This is a genomic window from Sphingobium sp. CCH11-B1, from assembly GCF_001556865.1.
Classification (GTDB): domain Bacteria; phylum Pseudomonadota; class Alphaproteobacteria; order Sphingomonadales; family Sphingomonadaceae; genus Sphingobium.
This window is the reverse complement of sequence record NZ_LSJY01000184.1, coordinates 53,379-70,443: the sequence shown is the minus strand read 5'-3', so window position 1 is coordinate 70,443 and position 17,065 is coordinate 53,379. Positions and strand designations below refer to the sequence as shown.

Genomic DNA, 17,065 nt, shown 5'->3' with positions numbered 1-17,065 from the left:
AACGCCACGACGCCGAGCACCAAGGCCGATCACAAATCATTCATGCCATCTCCTTGCTTTGGAGAGCGTTATCCTATGTCCAAAGTGATGAGAACCGCTGCCTTAGTGGTGGGGGCTGTTGCGCTTGTAGCAACGGGGGTCGGAGCGGCCGGGGGCATCGGTATCTTCGGGAGCTTTTCGGCTGGCACGATGTCAGCGGCAACTGCCGCTACCTTGGAAACGGTCGCCTCGATCGGCACCATCGCGTCAGTTGCCGCAGGCGCTTTGACGGTCGCATCCGTTCTCACCGCCAAAAAGCCAACGGCGCAAGCATCCGGGTCGCAGACGCAGTTCAGCGCCGACCCCGACGCCGGCATTCCCCTCGTCATCGGCCGAACCGGCAATGCCAGCGACATCGTGTTCCGGCGCGGCTGGGATACTGCCGACAAGGGCGACAATGACCGTCAGGCATTTGTAGCGGTGCATTCCCTTGGTCCGATTGACGCAATCGAGCGCTTCACGGTCGACAAGTCGCAGGTGACGTTCAACAGCGCGGGTCAGGCCATCGGGGCGTTCGCCGGCTTTATGTGGATGGTGTCGCAACTTGGCGCGACGCCTGAACCGTCGGCCCTCTCGTTCGGCGCTGGTGCCGGGTCGCCCCCAGGCTGGACCACTCAGCACAAGCTATCGGGTAAAGCGGCGAGCGCATGGACGTTGCGGTTCGACACGAAGGCGAAGCTGTATCAAAATGGTCCGCCTGCGCCGATGTGGACTATTCGCGGGATCAAGGCTTACGACCCGCGCAAGGACTCGACTTATCCGGGAGGCAGCGGCCCGCACCGCATGGCCGATCCTTCCGACACGGCGGCCTATGACGCTGCGGTCGATACGTGGGAATGGACCGAAGACCCTTATCTGATCGGGCTGCGCTGGGCGCACGGCATCTGGCAGCGCGACCGCAGTGCTTCTGGATCGGTTTATCAGCGCGTCATGGGCATGGGTGCCCCTTGGGAGACCATTGATGTCCCTGCCTTCGTCGAAGGGGCGAACGTAGCCCAAGCCAACGGCTGGAAAGTGGGCGGCGTCATCTATTCGGGTGACGGCAAATGGGACTCGATGAAGAAGATTTTGCAGGCCGGGATGGGCGAGCCGCTCACCCTTGGCGCGCGGATTTCCTGCCTCGTCAATGCCCCCAAGGTTTCGCTTGCAACCGTCACCGTTGATGATCTGGTGGGGCCGGGGAGCGTGGCAGCGACGCAGCCGCGCCGGGACCGGATCAACACCATCACGCCCCGTTTCCGACTGGAAGAGAATAATTGGCAGCTTTTGCCCGCCGCGCCGATCAGCGTGCCGGCGCATGTTGCCGAGGACCGGGGGAAGCGTTCGCGGGTTCAGGACTATCCTTTCATCCAGCAGACGAAGCAGGCGGCCGTCGCGGCGCGGTATGACATCGAGAACGCTCGCGAGTTTGGGCCGATCAGTCTGCCGCTCAAGCTGGTGTGGATGGGGTATAAGCCGGGCGACTGTGTAACCGCGATCCTGCCCGAGCTGGGACTGAATGGGCAGCCCATTCTGCTTCTTAATCGCGAACTGTCCCCTGCGACCGGCATCGTCACCATGACGGCGCGCAGCGAGACGGCGGGCAAGCATCCTTTTGCCCTAGGCCAGACCACGACGCCTCCGCCGACGCCGGGCGTCAGCGGTCCACCATTGGTGCCGGTTCCTGGCTCAGGAAGTTGGTCTATCGTAGCGAACAAGATAGAGGCCGATGGGGCGGTATCTCCCGCCATCGTTGTGGCAGGCGCTACGGATGCTGCCACCGCCGAGGCCGTGGTGATAGAATATCGGCGGTTCGTCAGCGGGCAGTCGATGGATGCCGGATGGCTCTCGGCGGGGACTTTCGAGCCGTCTCTAACGCGCCACGTCATTACCGGAGTTGAGGGCGGAACGGCTTACGAGGTTGGGATCAGCTATCAGCGTCGGGGCGTCACGGGAGGCCGGCTCATCGTCGGGCCGTCGGAGACGGGTTGGACGGCGCTCGATTTCGACAATGTGACCGGCCCTAATAAGCCAGAGAACGGGGCGACCGTCGGCGCGACGCCCGAGCAGGTCAGCCTCATGGATCAGATAGAGCAGCAGGCGGCAGCTGCAGCTGCCGCTGCGGCGGAGGCACAGGCCGCCATCGCCCAGGCGCAGCAGGACATTGCCGAAATCACCGGAGCCATTGAGGGCGACTTCGGCCTGATCATGGACGAATTGAACGACCTTCGTTCTGACCTGACTGCGACAGAGGGCAATATATCCGCGCTCCAGTCGGCATCGTCGGCGGTTCAGCAGAGCGTGTCGACGCTGCAGGGCGACGTAACTGGTCTTCAAAATCAGGCCGCCGACATTCTGTCGAGCATCGGCCAGATCGGCACCGAGGTCGACCAGCTTAACGCTGCTGTCGTCACGCAGGGTGGGAGCATCCTCACGCTCCAGCAGAGCGTGACGAGCCTCAATGGTTCGGTGACGACGCTGCGGCAGCAGGTGCGCGCGGGCGGCAATCTCCTCACCAATACAGATTTTGCCGCCGACACATCGGGGTGGACCTTTGCCAATGCGGGCCAGCCCGGCGCGGCGGGGGGGCGCGACCTTGCGGGCGATCAGTGGCGCCTTCCGGGCGGTCACAACATTGGCATCACACAGCCCAATGCCAATTCCGGCAGCCACGCCGAATGGACGCAGAAGGTGCCTGTCATAAGCGGGGCGTGGTATGAGTTCTCCAGTCGAGTGGCGGCACACCGCTGCGCCGCCGAGATCATCCTGCAATGGCTGGACGCGAACGGCCAATGGATCAATCCGCCGACGCCGTCCCAGAGTGTCGCCACCTATCCACAAGGCGGCGCGGTTCTCGGCAACTGGTTCCATGCCGGGGTCAAAGGTCAGGCACCCGCAGGCGCGGCTTCCGCCGTGCTCCACCTCCGCAAACAAGCAACGAGCGCGGGCACGACCGACAGCTATGCTTGGTTCTGCCAACCCATGTTCCGGCCAAGCACGGCCGATGCCACTTTCCCCTCGGCCTATTCGCCGGGCAGCGCACAGGCGTCGATTGAGACGCAGGCACAGGCAATCAGCACCGCCACAGCCTCTCTCGCCACCCTGACAACGCGCGTGGGCACGGCTGAGGCTGAAATCCTCAGCACCGCCACAGCCATCTCGGCGGCGAACGGCAGCCTTGCATCGCTGAGCACGCGCGTCGGCACCGCAGAGAGCAGCATCGTCACGCTTCAGTCCGCCTCTTCGACGCAGGCGGGCCAAATCGCCAGCCTTAGCCAGACTGTGACGACGCAGGGCGCCTCGATCGCCACTAACGTGCAGGCCATCTCGACGGCGCAGGGAAGCCTCGCCACCCTGACGAACGTCGTGTCGGCCTCGAGCAATCCGAACGTGCTGCCAAATGGCGGTTTTGAGAATGGACTAGCGGGATGGGTAGCAAGCGGTAGCGCTGGTGCACCGCTCAACTGGTTTCAGGCGATCAACGCAGCATGGGGCAGCTATGCGGCAAATACGACCCCGTGGACCGGGACGTCGACCCTTCAATTTGCCCACATAACGAGCCAAGTCCTAAACGGAATTGATGTAGGCTCCTACTATACTGCCGCCGTTGATGCTGGCATTCAAGCCAGCCAGCCCGGCGCAGAAGCATGGGTGCAGTTCATCTGGTCAACGCCATCTGGGCCTCAATATGTGGACTGTCCGCGCAGGCAGGTGGGGACGGGAATAGGCTTTGAGCCCACCGGTGCGAGCCGCGCCGCTTTTCAAGGCACCCGGCAGGTTCCGGCTGGGGCTACTGGTGTTCAGATCAGCCTGGTTGTCTATGCGCCACCGGGCGTCACGATCAACAGCATGGCATGGCGTCAGGTCAAGCTGGAGCGCGGTTCGATTGCAACCCCGTACAGCGGTGAGGCCAGCGCGCGGCAGACCTACCAGGCATACTCGACGCTCAACAGCAGCTTCGCCAGCCTATCTACCACCGTGTCATCTCAGGGCGGCAGCATTACAACGTTGCAGCAATCCTTCACGAACCTGAACGGCACGGTCAGCACGCTGTCAAGCACGGTCAGCGCGCAGGGCAGCAGCATAAGCAGTCTGCAATCGGCGTCCTCGACGCAGGCGGGCCAGATTGCCACGCTCCAGACGCAGGTGACGGCTGGAGGCGGCAACCTGCTCGTCAATACCGATCTTGCGGCGGACACCGCGGGGTGGGTCTTCAACTCTGGCAACGGCACGATTGGGGACCGCGTCGGATCTGGCGATCCGTGGATCGTCACAGGCGAAAACGGCCTCCGAGCAACCCTGCCGTCAACGCAGTCTGCTGGTCAGGGTGACTGGACGCAGGAACTCGCTCTCGAGCAGGGCAAATGGTATGACGTGTCGGTCTATGCCGCGTCGCACCGCTGCAATATCCAGGTATATCTCCAGTTCCTCGACGTGGGCGGTGGCGTGCTTTCCACGCCCAGTAGTGGCCTGATCGGCCCAACCGGCGGCGGCATAAATATTGGGGACTTCGCCCGCCGCTCATTCAAGGCGCAGGCTCCCGCCGGAACAGTCCGGGGCAGGCTGTTCCTCCACAAGTTCGGAACGCTGTCAGGGGCCAACAGCTATGCATGGTGGCTACGTCCGCAGGTGGCCGAGACAACCGCAGCGGCAGCAGCATCGCCTGCCTACTCGCCGGGTAGCGCGAGGTCATCGATCGCGATCCAGGCGCAGGCGATCAGCACCATCAACGGGCAGCAGGCGACCCTTTCCAGCACCGTCGCCACGCAGGGCGCCTCGATCAGCCAGAACGCGACGGCCATCAGCAATTTGCAGGGATCGCAGGCTTCGCTTTCGTCCACAGTGTCGAGTCAAGGTGCGGCGATCAGCAATCTTCAGACGGCCACCTCCACGATACAAGGCGATGTTGCGACCCTTACGACAACGGTTAGCGCAGGTGCGACCAACCTCGTTGCCTATGGATCATTCCCCGATGGGCTAACTGGATGGGCGACGACTGGCACATGGAGCGCTTCCAGCGCTAACGATCCCAGCTGGGGGCGATATGTTTCGGCTTTGGGGGTCCAGAATGCGGGGGATCATTATGCCTCGACCGCAGCACAGCCCGCCATCGTTGGCGATCCTTACACGATAACGGCCGACATTGACCGGGGCGGCACGACGGGGGGCGTCGCGTTCGCCCGCATCGTGTGGCTCAATTCGAGCGGCAGCGTTCATTCGATCGGCCCGACAATCTACGGCACCGGCAGCTTCACCAATGACTTCAGTCAGCGCCAACGGGCCACGCAGGACTGCCCGTCTGGTGCCGTGCAATTCTTTGTGCAGCTTGGCGTCGAGGGATCGCCAACCGCGGGGAACATTGCTTTTCGACAAGTGAAAGTCGTCAATGGGACGGTAATCGGGCGCTTCTCCGATGAAGCCACGGTCTCGCAATCCTTCCAGACGCTCTCCACGCTCAACACCCAATATGCATCGCTATCGTCCACGGTGAGCGTTCTCAACGCCAGCGTCAGCACGAACGCTTCGGCTATCACCAATCTTCAGGGTCAATATGCGAGCCTGTCGTCCACTGTGTCGGTCCTGGGTGGAACCGTCAGTCAACAGTCTCTCGCCATAGCCGACATCAATGGGAAGGTCTCGCTCTACTGGCAGGTGGTAGCGACCGGCCCCAACGGCGAAGTGTATGTGCGTCTCGTCAATTCCGCAGGCCAGTCCGGCTTCTTCGTTGGGACCGGCCTGTATGTGGACGGGGACGCTTTCATCAATGGCACCGTTAACCCGGAGGCTCTGGCGCTCGACCGGTTTGTGAAGCGTGATGATGCGAGCGGCTCCGGTTCGCCGGCGCGGGGGCAGTCGCTGCTGCTCTATGCCGACAATCTTGGAGTGACCACGCCGAACGGTTCCTATGTCATGGAGATCAACGCCGGGTTTCAGACCACCGTCGGCAATTCGATCACCCCTTACAACGGCAAGCCATTCTCCCGCGTCGACGATGCTGACGGCGGCATCCGGATCGCGCTGAGCAAGAACGGGACTGAGTTCTGGTCCACGCTCATAAACGCGAGCGAATGGCAACAGCAGAACAACACCAATTTGCGGAGCTATTCGACGATCCGGACTTTTGTGGCCGACGCTCCAGGCGGTTCAGACGCGGGAACCGGCAACGTAGTGGTCGCAGTCTATGCCGTCCAGGGCGCGTCGGACACGGGAGTTATGGATGAGGGTGATAGCTACAGCCAGCAGCGCAGCGCCAATTACAGCAGCTTCGCCTTCACCATGAAGACCAAGTGGACCTTCATCTGACGCCTCCCGGCGTCTCCCTTTCAACATCGTCAGGAGCATATCATGCTGCATTTGAAGACAGCCGCAGGCGAGCGGCTGGAGATCCCCGCCGTCTGCATAATGGCCGTCATGAAACCGTGCGACGGCATCAACCCTGCCGCCATCATCTATGACGTCGGCACCGGCCCGCAGGCCGACCAGCTGGCCGATCAATATGGCTACGTGAAGAAGGCGGTGATCGACAGCCAGGGCATGGTCAATCCGCTTGAGGTGCGCATCATCGAGCAAGTGACGATTGGCACGGACGCTGACGCGGTCACCGGCTTCCACGAGGGTCGCATGTTTATCGCGCGCGACCGGATCGTGGGCCGCCGCGAGGTGCTGGATGACCCGCATGGCGTGAAAGCTCGCCTGTTCATCCGCCTGTTCGACCGTCCGAACACCATCAACGTCGCGGACACGCTGGACGAGATCGACGGCATCGAGCCACCGACGAAACCTGCCAACCGCACCGCCAAACCCATCCCCCTGCAAGGAGCCTGAACCATGGCAAGCACTCCCCCGACCCGCGCCGAATTGCTCGACCAGCGCAACGAGATCGACCGCCAGATTGCCATGGCGAACCTTGATGGCCTGAAAGCGGCGCTTGCTGGCATGAAGGCTGGCAAGGTCGCGACCTTGGCCGATGATCTGCAAGCGATCATGCCCCAGCTCACTCCCGAGCCTGAGCTTGGCTCCGCCTACAACCAGGTGCTGAACGTCATCAGCGTTGTGCGCAACGTGGCTGGCTTCCTCGATCGCGAAGTGACGAGGGTTCAGGCGATTGTCGATGCTCAGGATCAGTCCTGAGGCTGACATGAGGGCCGCCATTATGAACATGCAACCGGGAGGCTCAGCGATGACGCCGTGGATTGAGGCGGCCGTCGCCAAATACGGATGGATCGTGCTTGGGCTGACCTTCGGCCTGGCCGCGAAATATGCGCTGCTGATCAAGCGCGGCGTGCCGATTAAGCCCGTCCTTGTGCTGGCGGACATCCTGCTCCTGCCGATGGTGGCGTTGATCGCCTACTGGCTGGTTAATCAGGCAGGGGTGCATAACGAAGGAGCGGCGCTGATTACGGCGGCAGCGACGGTCGGCGCTGATCGCATCGTCAAGCTCTACACCGACCGGTTCATGCGGGGCGTGGACGCTATAATGGCCGATGAAGCCGCGCGTCGGAAAGCAATGATCCGCGAAGAGGTGCAGACGGAATTGAGCGCCGAGAGGACGCTGCAGGACATTGCTGAAGGAAAGAGGCCGATCGGCGGCGAATAACCGGGCGCGCAGCGCTGCGGCAGGCGGGCGCTTTCGAGCGCCCTTTTTCATGGGAGAATGACATGGACGTCGACAAGCTGATCGATGACGTGATTGGGCGCGAGGGCGGCTATAGCAACCATCCTGCCGATCGCGGCGGTCCCACCAATTTCGGGATCACCGAACAGGTCGCGCGCGCTTTCGGGTTCAAGGCCGACATGCGCACGATGACCCGCGTTACCGCCGTGACGATCTACCGGCAGCGCTTCTGGACAGGTCCGCGCTTCGATCAGGTCGCCGGCATCTTTCCCCAGATCGCGCATGAGATGTTCGACACCGGCGTCAACATGGGGCCGGGGGTCGCCGCCAAGTTCCTCCAGCGGGTGCTGAACGTCTGCAACCGAGGCGCTGTCGACTATCCCGACATCACCGCTGACGGCCAGATCGGGCCGATGACGCTGGAAGCCCTGCGCGCGCTCAAGGCCAAGCGCGGCGAGAAGGCAGGCGATGTGCTGCGAGCCGCGATCGATGGCTTGCAGGCGGCACGCTACGTCGAAATTGCGGAAAAGAACCCGAGCCAGGAAGCGTTCGCCTGGGGCTGGCTCGCTAGCCGCATCGGCGCGCTGGCATGAGCGACCGTCACGACCTCATCGCCTATCTGGCGACCATCGCCGCTCTGGTCCTGATCTTCGCGCTGGCGCTGATCGTGTCCGCGATCCGGCCGGACATCATCGGCAAGATCGAGGCGTTCGGCCTCGGCACCATCACGGGCGGCCTCATCGGCATTCTGCGCATTCCCAGCGCCCGAACCGTGCAGGTCGACCAGCCCGCCAACGATCCCATCCCTGTGGAGCCTAAGACATGATCCGCCTCCTGCCCCTCCTGCTGCTCGCGGGCTGCACCACCATGCCCGCCGTCAATTGCGCCAACGCTGATCGCGTCCGCGCAGCCGCCGCGCTCGCCCTTCAGACGCTCGACCGCGTCTGTCCCGCCACGTTCAACTGAAGGAAGATAGACATGGTCCGTGCCAATAGCCGCGCCCCGTTCGGGTCGCCCGCCCGCAAGGCGCATTCTCGCGCCGCATTCGTCGCGGCGGTATCGCCTGATGGCAGGTTCATCGAATCTCCATCCGTTCCGCTTCCGGCCCTGCCACTCACGCTCCCGCGCGTCATGATGTTCGGCGACAGCCAGTCGCAGTTCAACCATGCGCTGATCAGCGGTATCAATGCGACGGACCCCGGCCCGACCTATAAGGGGCCTGTTACCGCCGCGTTCAGCAAAGACCCCCGGTTCAACATGGACACATGGACCGACGTGGCCGACCCGCTAGCGCGCGGCTTCAACGGCGCCAACCAAGGCCTCGCCGCCGACCACTTCCGCAACCAGACGGGCAGCCCATTGCCGGGCGGCGGGATGATTGCGCGCATTCCCTATGCCGTTGCCCGCAAGCCCGAGATCGTGATCCTCAATTCGCTGGGCACCAACACCATCCATAGCGGCGACGTGGACGGCAGCTCCGCCGCGCCGACTGCCGCTTATGTCATCTCGCAGGTGGAAGCCGAAATCGCGGCGTTCATTCGGGCGGGCGTCTATGTGATCCCGGTGACGATCTATCCCCGCAACTGGGCGGCAGGCGATGTTCGGCACACAATCACGCAGGACGTCAACACCTACATCAAGGCGCAGGCAGGCCGCACCGGCGTTTTGGGCGTGGTCGATCCTTACGACGCACTGCGCCTGCCGGGCGTCGTGCAGCCGAACCCGAAATACTTCCTTGAGGAAGGCGGCAACAGCACGGTTCACCTGAACGGCAACGGCGCAAATCTGGTGGGAGACCTCATCAAGACCGTGATCGCGTCGGCGACCACCACCGCGACGCGCTTCAACATCGATCCCTCGGTGTCGAACCTTTTGCCGCAAGCGACCTACAATCTTCCCGGCACCACCGGGACGCGAACTGGCGCGACCACCACGAATTTCACCGTGGGAACGGACACCGACCCGACCGGCGAAATCACGGCGGGCGGCGTCGCGACCGGCTGCAACGTCTATATGTCGCGCGGGACCGCATCCTCCACGCAAAAATGCGGTAAGTCAGGTACCCAGGCGAGCACGGCGAACAAACAGATCCTTCTCATTTCGCCTGTTGCCGATGCAACGCCGTGGCACCAGTCGCGGGTGACGATGCCGCAACTTGCATTGACGCCCGCGCAGGCTGCGGCGGACAGTTGGATCCGCGTCGCCGTGCGTGTCGATACGCGCGGCGCGAAGGGACCGGCCAATTTGTTCCTACAGGCGACCCTGAAAAACGGCGCAGGAGACGTCCGGGTCGATGTGCAGCCCGGCCAGATCGACAGCCTCGCCTACAACAACACGAAGACCTATAGCGACGATGCGCGCGGGCAGCATTGGCTCACGGCGTTGATCCGGCTGCCTGCTGACGGCGACTATGCGACGCTCGATCTCACCGTCTATACGAACTTCCGTCCATCCGGCTTCACTGCCGGCGACGTGTTCGCCGTGCTGATCGACCGGCCACTGGTGCGCACGACCACTGATCCTCGCACCGCCTGGGCATTGTAATAGACTGAGGTGACCCTGCCGCGCGCCGCGATGAAGGTGCGGCAGGGTCGGGCGCGCATTACAGCCGTCTCATGCTCCTGCCAATCCGGTCCTAGCCTATCTGCGCATCCCGAAGGACATCGTTCACCCGCGTCTGCCAGCCTTTCCCGGTCGCCCGGAACTTCGCCAGCACGTCCGCGTCGAGCCGCAGCGTCACCTGTTCCTTGGTGGCCGACAGCGATCCGACCGGGCGACCGGGCTTGCGCTTCACCAGCGCCGCCGCGACCTGCGGGGCATGCACCTCGCCGGCAGGCTTCGCCTTCGCGAAATCCTCATCCGTCCATTCGGGGTTTTCGTCATAGCCGACCGGGGGCTTGCTCTTACTCATAGCGGCGCATCTCCTTTTCATGTGCCCGGCGAAAGCTGATGAGGCGGATGCCGGTGGCCGTCTCGGTATAGACGATGCAATGGGCATCGCCATCGATCCGACCGAATGCCCGGAAGCGGGTTTCGCCATAGTCATAGCGGTCATCGATCAGGACCGTGGGTTCAGCGTCAAAGCCGGCGAAGTCCGAAAACGACAGGCCATGCTTGGCGGTGTTGCTGGCGTCTTTCGCGGGGTCGAAGCTGATTTCCATGCGTTTCTTGTAACTACATATAATTATGTCGTCAACAGTTATTTGTAGTTACACAAAATAGACGGCCATCATTCGGCAGCCCTTTTGTCGCGCTCCATCCACACTTCCTCACGCTCATAGCTCCAGAGGTTGCGGTAGACGCCAAACAGATACATGAACTTGACCCAGCCGTCGCATCCGGGGGTGAGCCGGCATGGGCTTCTGCGATCGATCAAGCTGTAATCCGGCCCGACCTTCGCAGCCAGCGCCTGCAGGTCGACATCCCTGAACAGCTTGCACTTGCCGCAGAAGGCCCTGACCTTGCAAAATGGCTCCGCAGCCATCTCATGTACGGTCGCTACCCACGAGGGGAGCATGCCAGGTCTTCTTGCGCCCATAGGCGTCGTGATCCGCCTCCGTTCCCGATTCGGTCAAGGTTGCGACTCGCTGCGGCTGCAATTATGTTCTTCCTATGTTCCAAGGCTCGTCATCCATCGCCATCGAAGGCGCGATGCGCTCGACGCCGCTCGCCGCGGCTCGCCTGGCGGAGATCGCGAAGTGCCGGCCGGGTGAAATCCTCGAACTGCGTCGCGAGCGGCACAAGGTGCGCGGTGGCCGCGCCGTCGGCGTCTATTCGCCACGCGGCATCCAGATCGGCTATGTCTCGTCGCCCTATGCCGACCACATCGCCGGACAGGTGGCGGTCGCGCGCGCCGTGTTCCAGCGGCCGGACAGCTTCGGCGCGGTCATCGCCCTGACGCTGGATGGCACCGCCCCTGCCCTGCCCCAGCCGAAGCCAGAGCGACCGCGCGGCCAGCCGGTGCCGGAGCCTGTCGATGATTTCTGTGAGATATCCTTTACCCAACCATGATAGCTGGCAAATCTTCAGCAATTTACAGCCGATAGCGCTTCCGCTATCGAGCGTTGATTGTTCAGCGCCGGTGCATATATAAGGGGGCAGGAGATGGACATGGACCTGATGATCGGCATCTTGAGCGCTGCGTTCAAGTTTATCGCCGCTTTTCTTATCGTGCTAAATATCGCTTCGGTTGTGGGATATGCTCTCCATAAGCGGAAACTGGTGGATAATGTCCAGCGTCGCCTTGTCCGGGTGACCGCGCTGCTTCGCTTGGGGATTCGTTGAACCCAGCTTTCGTCGAACTCGGCCTATCCCCTTATTGGGTCGGAGTTATCGGAAGCGGGGTAGTCGAGTTCTTTGCCTTGGCGCGGGCCTGCGCCAAGCTTGATGGACATACCCCGAAACGCTATCAAAAGCCTGTTTACCTTGCGACACGCTTCGGGATGCCGTTCGTGGCTGGGACCCTGCCCATGATCATGGACGCCGGCTCTCCGTTGATTGCCTTTTACCTGGGCGCGAGCGCTCCCGTGATCATCGATAAGCTCGCGGAGGGCGTCATGCCCCGCCTTCCAGATCCCGATGCAGGACCCGCCGCACTTCCGCACGAAGGCTAAAAGTCGCAGCCTGTCACTTTGGCAATCCAGTATAAAAATCAGTGGGTCAACGGTTCGATACCGGCCAATCCCGTCATTTCGACAAATTCCGCTAGCCTTAGAGGTAGCGTCCGTGAACAGAACGTGTAACATGTGGAAATAGGCACTGAAAACAAACGACTTTCTACCGACTTTTAATCAGTAGGTCGCTGGTTCGAATCCAGCAGGGCTCACCACCGCAATGGATCGTGCGGCGACGTCTTGTTCGCTCTCCGGCAGGTGGAAGCGGCAGGGCGTATCCGATCCGTTGACGCAGATGGAAAAGCCGCTGTTCCGGTGGCGCAGCACAAGGCGGCGTCGGGACGGGTCTTCCCATTGGTCGGTCCGCAGGCGGTGTCCGTCCTCCGACAGCCATTCGACATCTGTATCCGTCAAAAAGTGGGCGGACGCCAATTCGGCCCTTTCCGCGCGCAGCCCGGCCAACGCGAAGGCATGCGCTTCCAGCGCCGCATCCCGCCCTTCCCAATCGATCCAGCCGATCGCATTGTCCTGCGCATAGGCATTGTTATTGCCATGCTGCGTGCGCCCGAATTCGTCCCCCGCGCTCATCATGATCGTTCCGCGCGAAAGAAACAGGGTCGAGAGCAGCGCCATGATGTCCCGGCGGCGGGCGTCCCGGACGGCCGGATCGTCGGTTGCACCCTCGATCCCGTTGTTCCAGCTGAAATTCTCGCCATGGCCGTCGCGATTCTGCTCGCCATTGGCCTCATTGTGACGATGTCGATAGGCGGTGAGATCGGCCAGCGTGAACCCGTCATGCGCCGCGAGGAAGTTGACGCTGCGCGTAACGTCGCCGGAAAAGATGTCGGACGATCCGGCAAGGCGCGTGGCGAACGCGCCCAGCATCCCTTCGTCGCCGCGCCAGAATCGCCGCATGTCGTCGCGATAGCGGTCGTTCCATTCGAGCCAGCCGTCGCCGAACCGCCCCAACTGATAGCCCCCAGGGCCGATGTCCCAGGGTTCGGCAATCATCACCCGGTCGGACAGGGTGGGATCGGCCCGTATTTCCTGAAGCAGGGGCGCGGCCGGATCGAAACCGCCCTCCATCCGCCCGAGAGCGGGGCCGAGATCGAAACGGAAGCCGTCCACCCCCGCCTCGCGCACAAAATGACGCAGCGAATCGAGAATCAATCGCCGCGCTACAGGCGCGTTGCAGGCGATGCTGTTGCCCGTCCCCGTATCGTTGATGAGGCTGCCATCGGCAGCGTGACGAAAATATCCCCGCGCATCCAGGCCGCGCAGCGACAATGTGGGGCCAAGGGCGTCACTCTCCCCGTCATGATTATAGACCATGTCCAGGATCACGCCGATCCCTGCGGCGTGCAGCGCCTCCACCGCACCGCGCAGTTCGGCCAGTCCGCCCGGCGCGATGCGGGGGTCGAGGGCAAACCAGCTGACCGGATTATATCCCCAGGCATTGGTGAGGCCAAGCGGCCCCAGATGCCGCTCGTCGATCCAGGCATTGATCGGCATAAGCTCGACAGCCGAAACGTGCAGCGCCTTGAGATGCGCAATGATGGCGGGATGCCCAAGTGCCGCAATCGTCCCGCGCTGGGCCTGCGGCACCTGAGGATGCAGCATGGTGAAACCGCGCACCTGCACTTCATAGATCAGCCCGCCTGGCGCAAAAGCAGGCGGCGGGACCGATAGGGGTGGAAGGGCCGGCATCACCATGCCCTTGGGCATGAGCGGAGCCGTGTCCGCCCCGTGGCCCCGGCGCGCGGCGAGCATTGGATCGTAGAGGAATGGCCGGTCGACCGCCCTGGCATAGGGGTCGATCAGCAGCTTGTCGGGATCGAACCAAAGGCCCGCACCGGGATCGTAGGCGCCGTCGGCGCGCAGTCCGTAGCGCGTGCCGACGCCGGCCCCGGCCAACTCGACATGCCAGACCCCTTCCGCATCGCGCAGCATGGGTACGCGGCTTTCGCGGTCGCCCGCACCGAACAGGCAAAGCCAAAGCTGCGCCGCATCGGGCGACCAGACCGAAAAGCGCGTGCCCCCGGTTCCCACCAGCGGCCCCAGGGTCACGCCGCCTCCGCGATCAGCCGGGCGTACAGCGCGGCGTAGCGGGCCGCACTGTTGCCCCAGGAAAAGTCGGCGCGCATGCCGGCTCGCTGCATTCCCAGCCAGACCGGCCCATCCCCGTGAAGCTGCACCACCCGATCGATCGCGCCGTGCAGAGCCAGCGGATCAGCCGGCGCAAAGACGATGCCGGTCGCCGCGCCGGCGGCAATCGCCGCTTCGTTGGCGTCGATCACCGTGTCGGCCAGCCCCCCGACCCGCGCCACCACCGGCACGCAGCCGTAGCGCAGCGCATAAAGCTGGGTGAGGCCGCAGGGTTCGAAACGGGAGGGGATCAGGATCGCGTCGCCGCCCGCCTGCATCAGGTGCGACAGCGGCTCGTCATAGCCGATCTGGACCCCGACACGGCCGCGATGCCGCTCAGCCGCACTCAGGAACGCGCCTTCCAGCGGCGCGTCGCCCGATCCCAGCACGGCCAGCTTGCCGCCCGATCCCACCAGATGATCGATAGCGTCCACCATCAGGTCCAGCCCCTTTTGCCAGGTCAGACGGCTGATGATGACGAAGATCGGCCCGGCGCCGGAATCGAGGCCGAAGCGCCGCTCCAGCGCGCGCCGGTTCACACCCCTGGCCGCAAGCGACCGCGCCTGATAGCTTTTCGGGATCAACGGGTCGGTCGCCGGATCCCAGACCTGCGTGTCGATCCCGTTCAATATGCCATGAAGGCGGTCGACACGACCGTTGATGAGGCCATCCAGCCCCATGCCGTTCATCGGCGACCGGATTTCCTGCGCATAGGTGGGGCTGACCGTGGTGATCGCGTCCGCCGACACGAGACCCGCCTTCAGGAAACCGATACCGCCATAATATTCGACGCCATCGACGGCCCATGCTTCGGGCGGCAGGTCGAGTGCGGGGAATATGTCCGCTCCGAACCGGCCCTGAAAGGCGAGATTGTGGATCGTCACCAGCCGGGGAACGGCAGCCGCCGGGCCATAGCGCATATAGGCAGGCGTCATGGCCGCCTGCCAGTCATGGACATGCACGACATGCGGCCGCCAGTCCTTCAGGCTTCCCGCAGCGATGTCCGCGCCCACTCGTGACAGGGCGGCGAAGCGCCGCCAATTGTCGCTCCAGTCCTGCCCGCTTGCGTCACCGTAAAGGCCGCCGTCGCGCTGAAAGAAGGCCGGCGCGTCAAGCACCAGCAGGGAAAGGCCATCCACCTCCCCCGCCAGCACCGAAGCGCTCGCGCCAAACAGATCGGTGTAGCGCGCGAGCCGCCGGCCCTTGCCGATGCGCGCGAGCACAGCAGGATAACCGGGCACCAGCGTCCGGGTCTCTATCCCGTGCGGCGCAAGCGCGCCCGGCAGCGCGCCGACGACATCGGCCAGCCCCCCGGTCTTCACCAGCGGATAGATTTCGGATGCGACCGACAGCAGTTTGATGGACATGCCCCCCTGCCCCCGGTTCAGCGCGCCAAGGCGTCTATCATGGGCTGGGTGATGAGGCAGACGCCATTGTCGCTCACCCGGAACCTTTGGGCGTCATGTTCTGGATTTTCGCCGACAATCAGGCCGGTCGGTATGATAATGCCGCTGTCCACCACGCATTTGTGCAGCCGCGCGCCGCGCCCGATCTCGCAATTGGGCATGATGACGCTGTCCGTGACGGAGGAGAAGCTGTGCGTGCGCACGCCGGAAAACAACAGGCTGCGGTGCAGCGACGATCCCGACACGATGCACCCGCCCGCCACCAGCGAGGATGTGGCGGAACCGCGGCGGCCATCCTCATTGTGCACGAACTTGGCGGGGGGCGTGACTTCAGAATAGGTCCAGAGCGGCCAGCTTCGGTCATACAGGTCGAGCGCGGGAACGACGTCGGTCAGGTCGATGCTCGCCTGCCAATAGGCGTCGATAGTGCCGACATCCCGCCAATAGGGTTCCAGCTCGCTTTCGGCACGTACGCAGCTGCTGGAAAAACGGTGGGCCACCGCTTTTCCATGTTTCACGACATAAGGGATGATGTCACCGCCAAAGTCGCGCTTGCTGCCCGGCGTGTCGGCGTCCCGGCGCAGTTGCTCGATCAGGAACTTGGTCTTGAAGACATAGATGCCCATAGATGCCAGCGCCATGTCGGGCTGGCCGGGGATGCCGGGCGGATCCTTGGGCTTTTCCACGAAGGCGGTGATGTTGTCCTTCTCGTCCACATGCATCACGCCAAAGCCGACCGCTTCCATGCGCGGCACTTCCAGGCAGCCCACGGTCACGTCGGCTTCCGTGTCGCAATGCTGCTGGAGCATCAACTCATAGTCCATCTTGTAGACGTGATCGCCCGCCAGGATGACCATATATTCGGGCGCATAGGCTTCGATGATGTCGATATTCTGGAAGACCGCGTCGGCCGTGCCTTCATACCACTGGCTTTCGGATATGCGCTGGCTGGCGGGCAGGATGTCGAAGCTTTCGTTGCGTTCGGGGCGAAAGAAGTTCCAGCCGCGCTGCAGGTGCCGGATCAGCGAGTGCGCCTTATATTGCGTGGCGACGCCGATACGCCGGATGCCGCTGTTAAGCGCGTTGGAAAGCGCGAAGTCGATGATCCGGGCCTTGCCGCCGAAATGGACCGCTGGCTTGGCGCGCTTGTCCGTCAATTCGGCAAGCCGGCTGCCCCGTCCGCCGGCAAGGACATAGGCCATCGCATCACGGGCGATCGGCTGATATTTGCTGCTCACTTCGGCCTCTCCTTCATGCCCGCTCGATCG

17 protein-coding genes are annotated in these 17,065 nt (G+C 63.2%); 11 read left to right on the top strand and 6 right to left on the bottom strand.

Annotated features, from left to right (window positions below):
• The first annotated feature begins 213 nt into the window (after positions 1-213).
• The 8 genes from AX724_RS18635 to AX724_RS18605 all read left to right on the top strand — a co-directional run bounded on the left by AX724_RS18635 (position 214) and on the right by AX724_RS18605 (position 10,177).
• Positions 214-6,321: a hypothetical protein gene (locus tag AX724_RS18635; protein ID WP_066769480.1), complete on the top strand. Its 6,108-nt coding sequence runs from the start codon at positions 214-216 to the stop codon at positions 6,319-6,321.
• 42 nt (positions 6,322-6,363) lie between these two features.
• The gene (locus tag AX724_RS18630; protein WP_066769477.1) at positions 6,364-6,843 is read left to right on the top strand and encodes a hypothetical protein; all 480 of its coding nucleotides are present in this window, start codon (positions 6,364-6,366) and stop codon (positions 6,841-6,843) included.
• A gap of 3 nt (positions 6,844-6,846) precedes the next feature.
• Complete coding sequence (locus AX724_RS18625) at positions 6,847-7,149, top strand: hypothetical protein (protein WP_066769474.1); 303 nt, start codon at positions 6,847-6,849, stop codon at positions 7,147-7,149.
• 49 nt (positions 7,150-7,198) lie between these two features.
• Positions 7,199-7,615 carry a hypothetical protein gene (locus AX724_RS18620; RefSeq protein WP_156448162.1) on the top strand — a complete coding sequence of 139 codons (417 nt, stop codon included), beginning with the start codon at positions 7,199-7,201 and terminating at the stop codon, positions 7,613-7,615.
• A 62-nt stretch (positions 7,616-7,677) separates the two neighbouring features.
• Positions 7,678-8,226, top strand: a complete 549-nt coding sequence (locus tag AX724_RS18615; protein WP_066769469.1) for a glycoside hydrolase family 108 protein — start codon at positions 7,678-7,680, stop codon at positions 8,224-8,226.
• The gene (locus AX724_RS18610; protein WP_066769467.1) at positions 8,223-8,459 is read left to right on the top strand and encodes a hypothetical protein; all 237 of its coding nucleotides are present in this window, start codon (positions 8,223-8,225) and stop codon (positions 8,457-8,459) included. Before AX724_RS18615 ends, AX724_RS18610 begins: the two co-directional genes overlap by 4 nt.
• Positions 8,456-8,599, top strand: a complete 144-nt coding sequence (locus AX724_RS23685; protein WP_156448161.1) for a hypothetical protein — start codon at positions 8,456-8,458, stop codon at positions 8,597-8,599. Before AX724_RS18610 ends, AX724_RS23685 begins: the two co-directional genes overlap by 4 nt.
• A gap of 12 nt (positions 8,600-8,611) precedes the next feature.
• Positions 8,612-10,177: a hypothetical protein gene (locus AX724_RS18605; RefSeq protein ID WP_066769465.1), complete on the top strand. Its 1,566-nt coding sequence runs from the start codon at positions 8,612-8,614 to the stop codon at positions 10,175-10,177.
• A 91-nt stretch (positions 10,178-10,268) separates the two neighbouring features.
• On the opposite strand, the gene AX724_RS18600 is transcribed toward AX724_RS18605, so the two are convergent.
• The 3 genes from AX724_RS18600 to AX724_RS18590 all read right to left on the bottom strand — a co-directional run bounded on the left by AX724_RS18600 (position 10,269) and on the right by AX724_RS18590 (position 11,150).
• Complete coding sequence (locus AX724_RS18600) at positions 10,269-10,544, bottom strand: BrnA antitoxin family protein (RefSeq protein ID WP_066769463.1); 276 nt, start codon at positions 10,542-10,544, stop codon at positions 10,269-10,271.
• The gene (locus AX724_RS18595; RefSeq protein ID WP_066769460.1) at positions 10,537-10,794 is read right to left on the bottom strand and encodes a BrnT family toxin; all 258 of its coding nucleotides are present in this window, start codon (positions 10,792-10,794) and stop codon (positions 10,537-10,539) included. The genes AX724_RS18600 and AX724_RS18595 overlap by 8 nt, the downstream gene beginning before the upstream one ends.
• A 68-nt stretch (positions 10,795-10,862) precedes the next feature.
• Entirely contained in the window at positions 10,863-11,150 is a 288-nt protein-coding gene (locus tag AX724_RS18590) for a hypothetical protein (protein ID WP_066769457.1), read from the bottom strand.
• A 95-nt stretch (positions 11,151-11,245) separates the two neighbouring features.
• Here AX724_RS18590 and AX724_RS18585 point away from each other — a divergent pair, with 95 nt between their 5' ends.
• The 3 genes from AX724_RS18585 to AX724_RS24220 all read left to right on the top strand — a co-directional run bounded on the left by AX724_RS18585 (position 11,246) and on the right by AX724_RS24220 (position 12,246).
• The gene (locus AX724_RS18585) at positions 11,246-11,644 is read left to right on the top strand and encodes an HIRAN domain-containing protein (RefSeq protein WP_066769454.1); all 399 of its coding nucleotides are present in this window, start codon (positions 11,246-11,248) and stop codon (positions 11,642-11,644) included.
• Between the two features lie 99 nt (positions 11,645-11,743).
• Positions 11,744-11,917 (top strand): hypothetical protein, encoded by a 174-nt coding sequence (locus AX724_RS18580; protein ID WP_156448160.1) that lies wholly within the window; start codon positions 11,744-11,746, stop codon positions 11,915-11,917.
• A gap of 185 nt (positions 11,918-12,102) precedes the next feature.
• Positions 12,103-12,246, top strand: a complete 144-nt coding sequence (locus AX724_RS24220; protein WP_197421629.1) for a hypothetical protein — start codon at positions 12,103-12,105, stop codon at positions 12,244-12,246.
• A gap of 177 nt (positions 12,247-12,423) precedes the next feature.
• Here AX724_RS24220 and glgX read toward each other — a convergent pair whose 3' ends face one another.
• The 3 genes from glgX to glgC are packed head-to-tail and all read right to left on the bottom strand — an operon-like array spanning position 12,424 to position 17,035.
• Complete coding sequence (gene glgX / locus AX724_RS18575; protein WP_066769448.1) at positions 12,424-14,313, bottom strand: glycogen debranching protein GlgX; 1,890 nt, start codon at positions 14,311-14,313, stop codon at positions 12,424-12,426.
• Positions 14,310-15,758, bottom strand: coding sequence for a glycogen synthase GlgA (glgA, locus tag AX724_RS18570; RefSeq protein ID WP_066769445.1), 1,449 nt, complete (start codon positions 15,756-15,758; stop codon positions 14,310-14,312). The genes glgX and glgA overlap by 4 nt, the downstream gene beginning before the upstream one ends.
• 17 nt (positions 15,759-15,775) lie before the next feature.
• Positions 15,776-17,035, bottom strand: coding sequence for a glucose-1-phosphate adenylyltransferase (gene glgC, locus AX724_RS18565; RefSeq protein WP_156448158.1), 1,260 nt, complete (start codon positions 17,033-17,035; stop codon positions 15,776-15,778).
• Between the last annotated feature and the right edge of the window lie 30 nt (positions 17,036-17,065).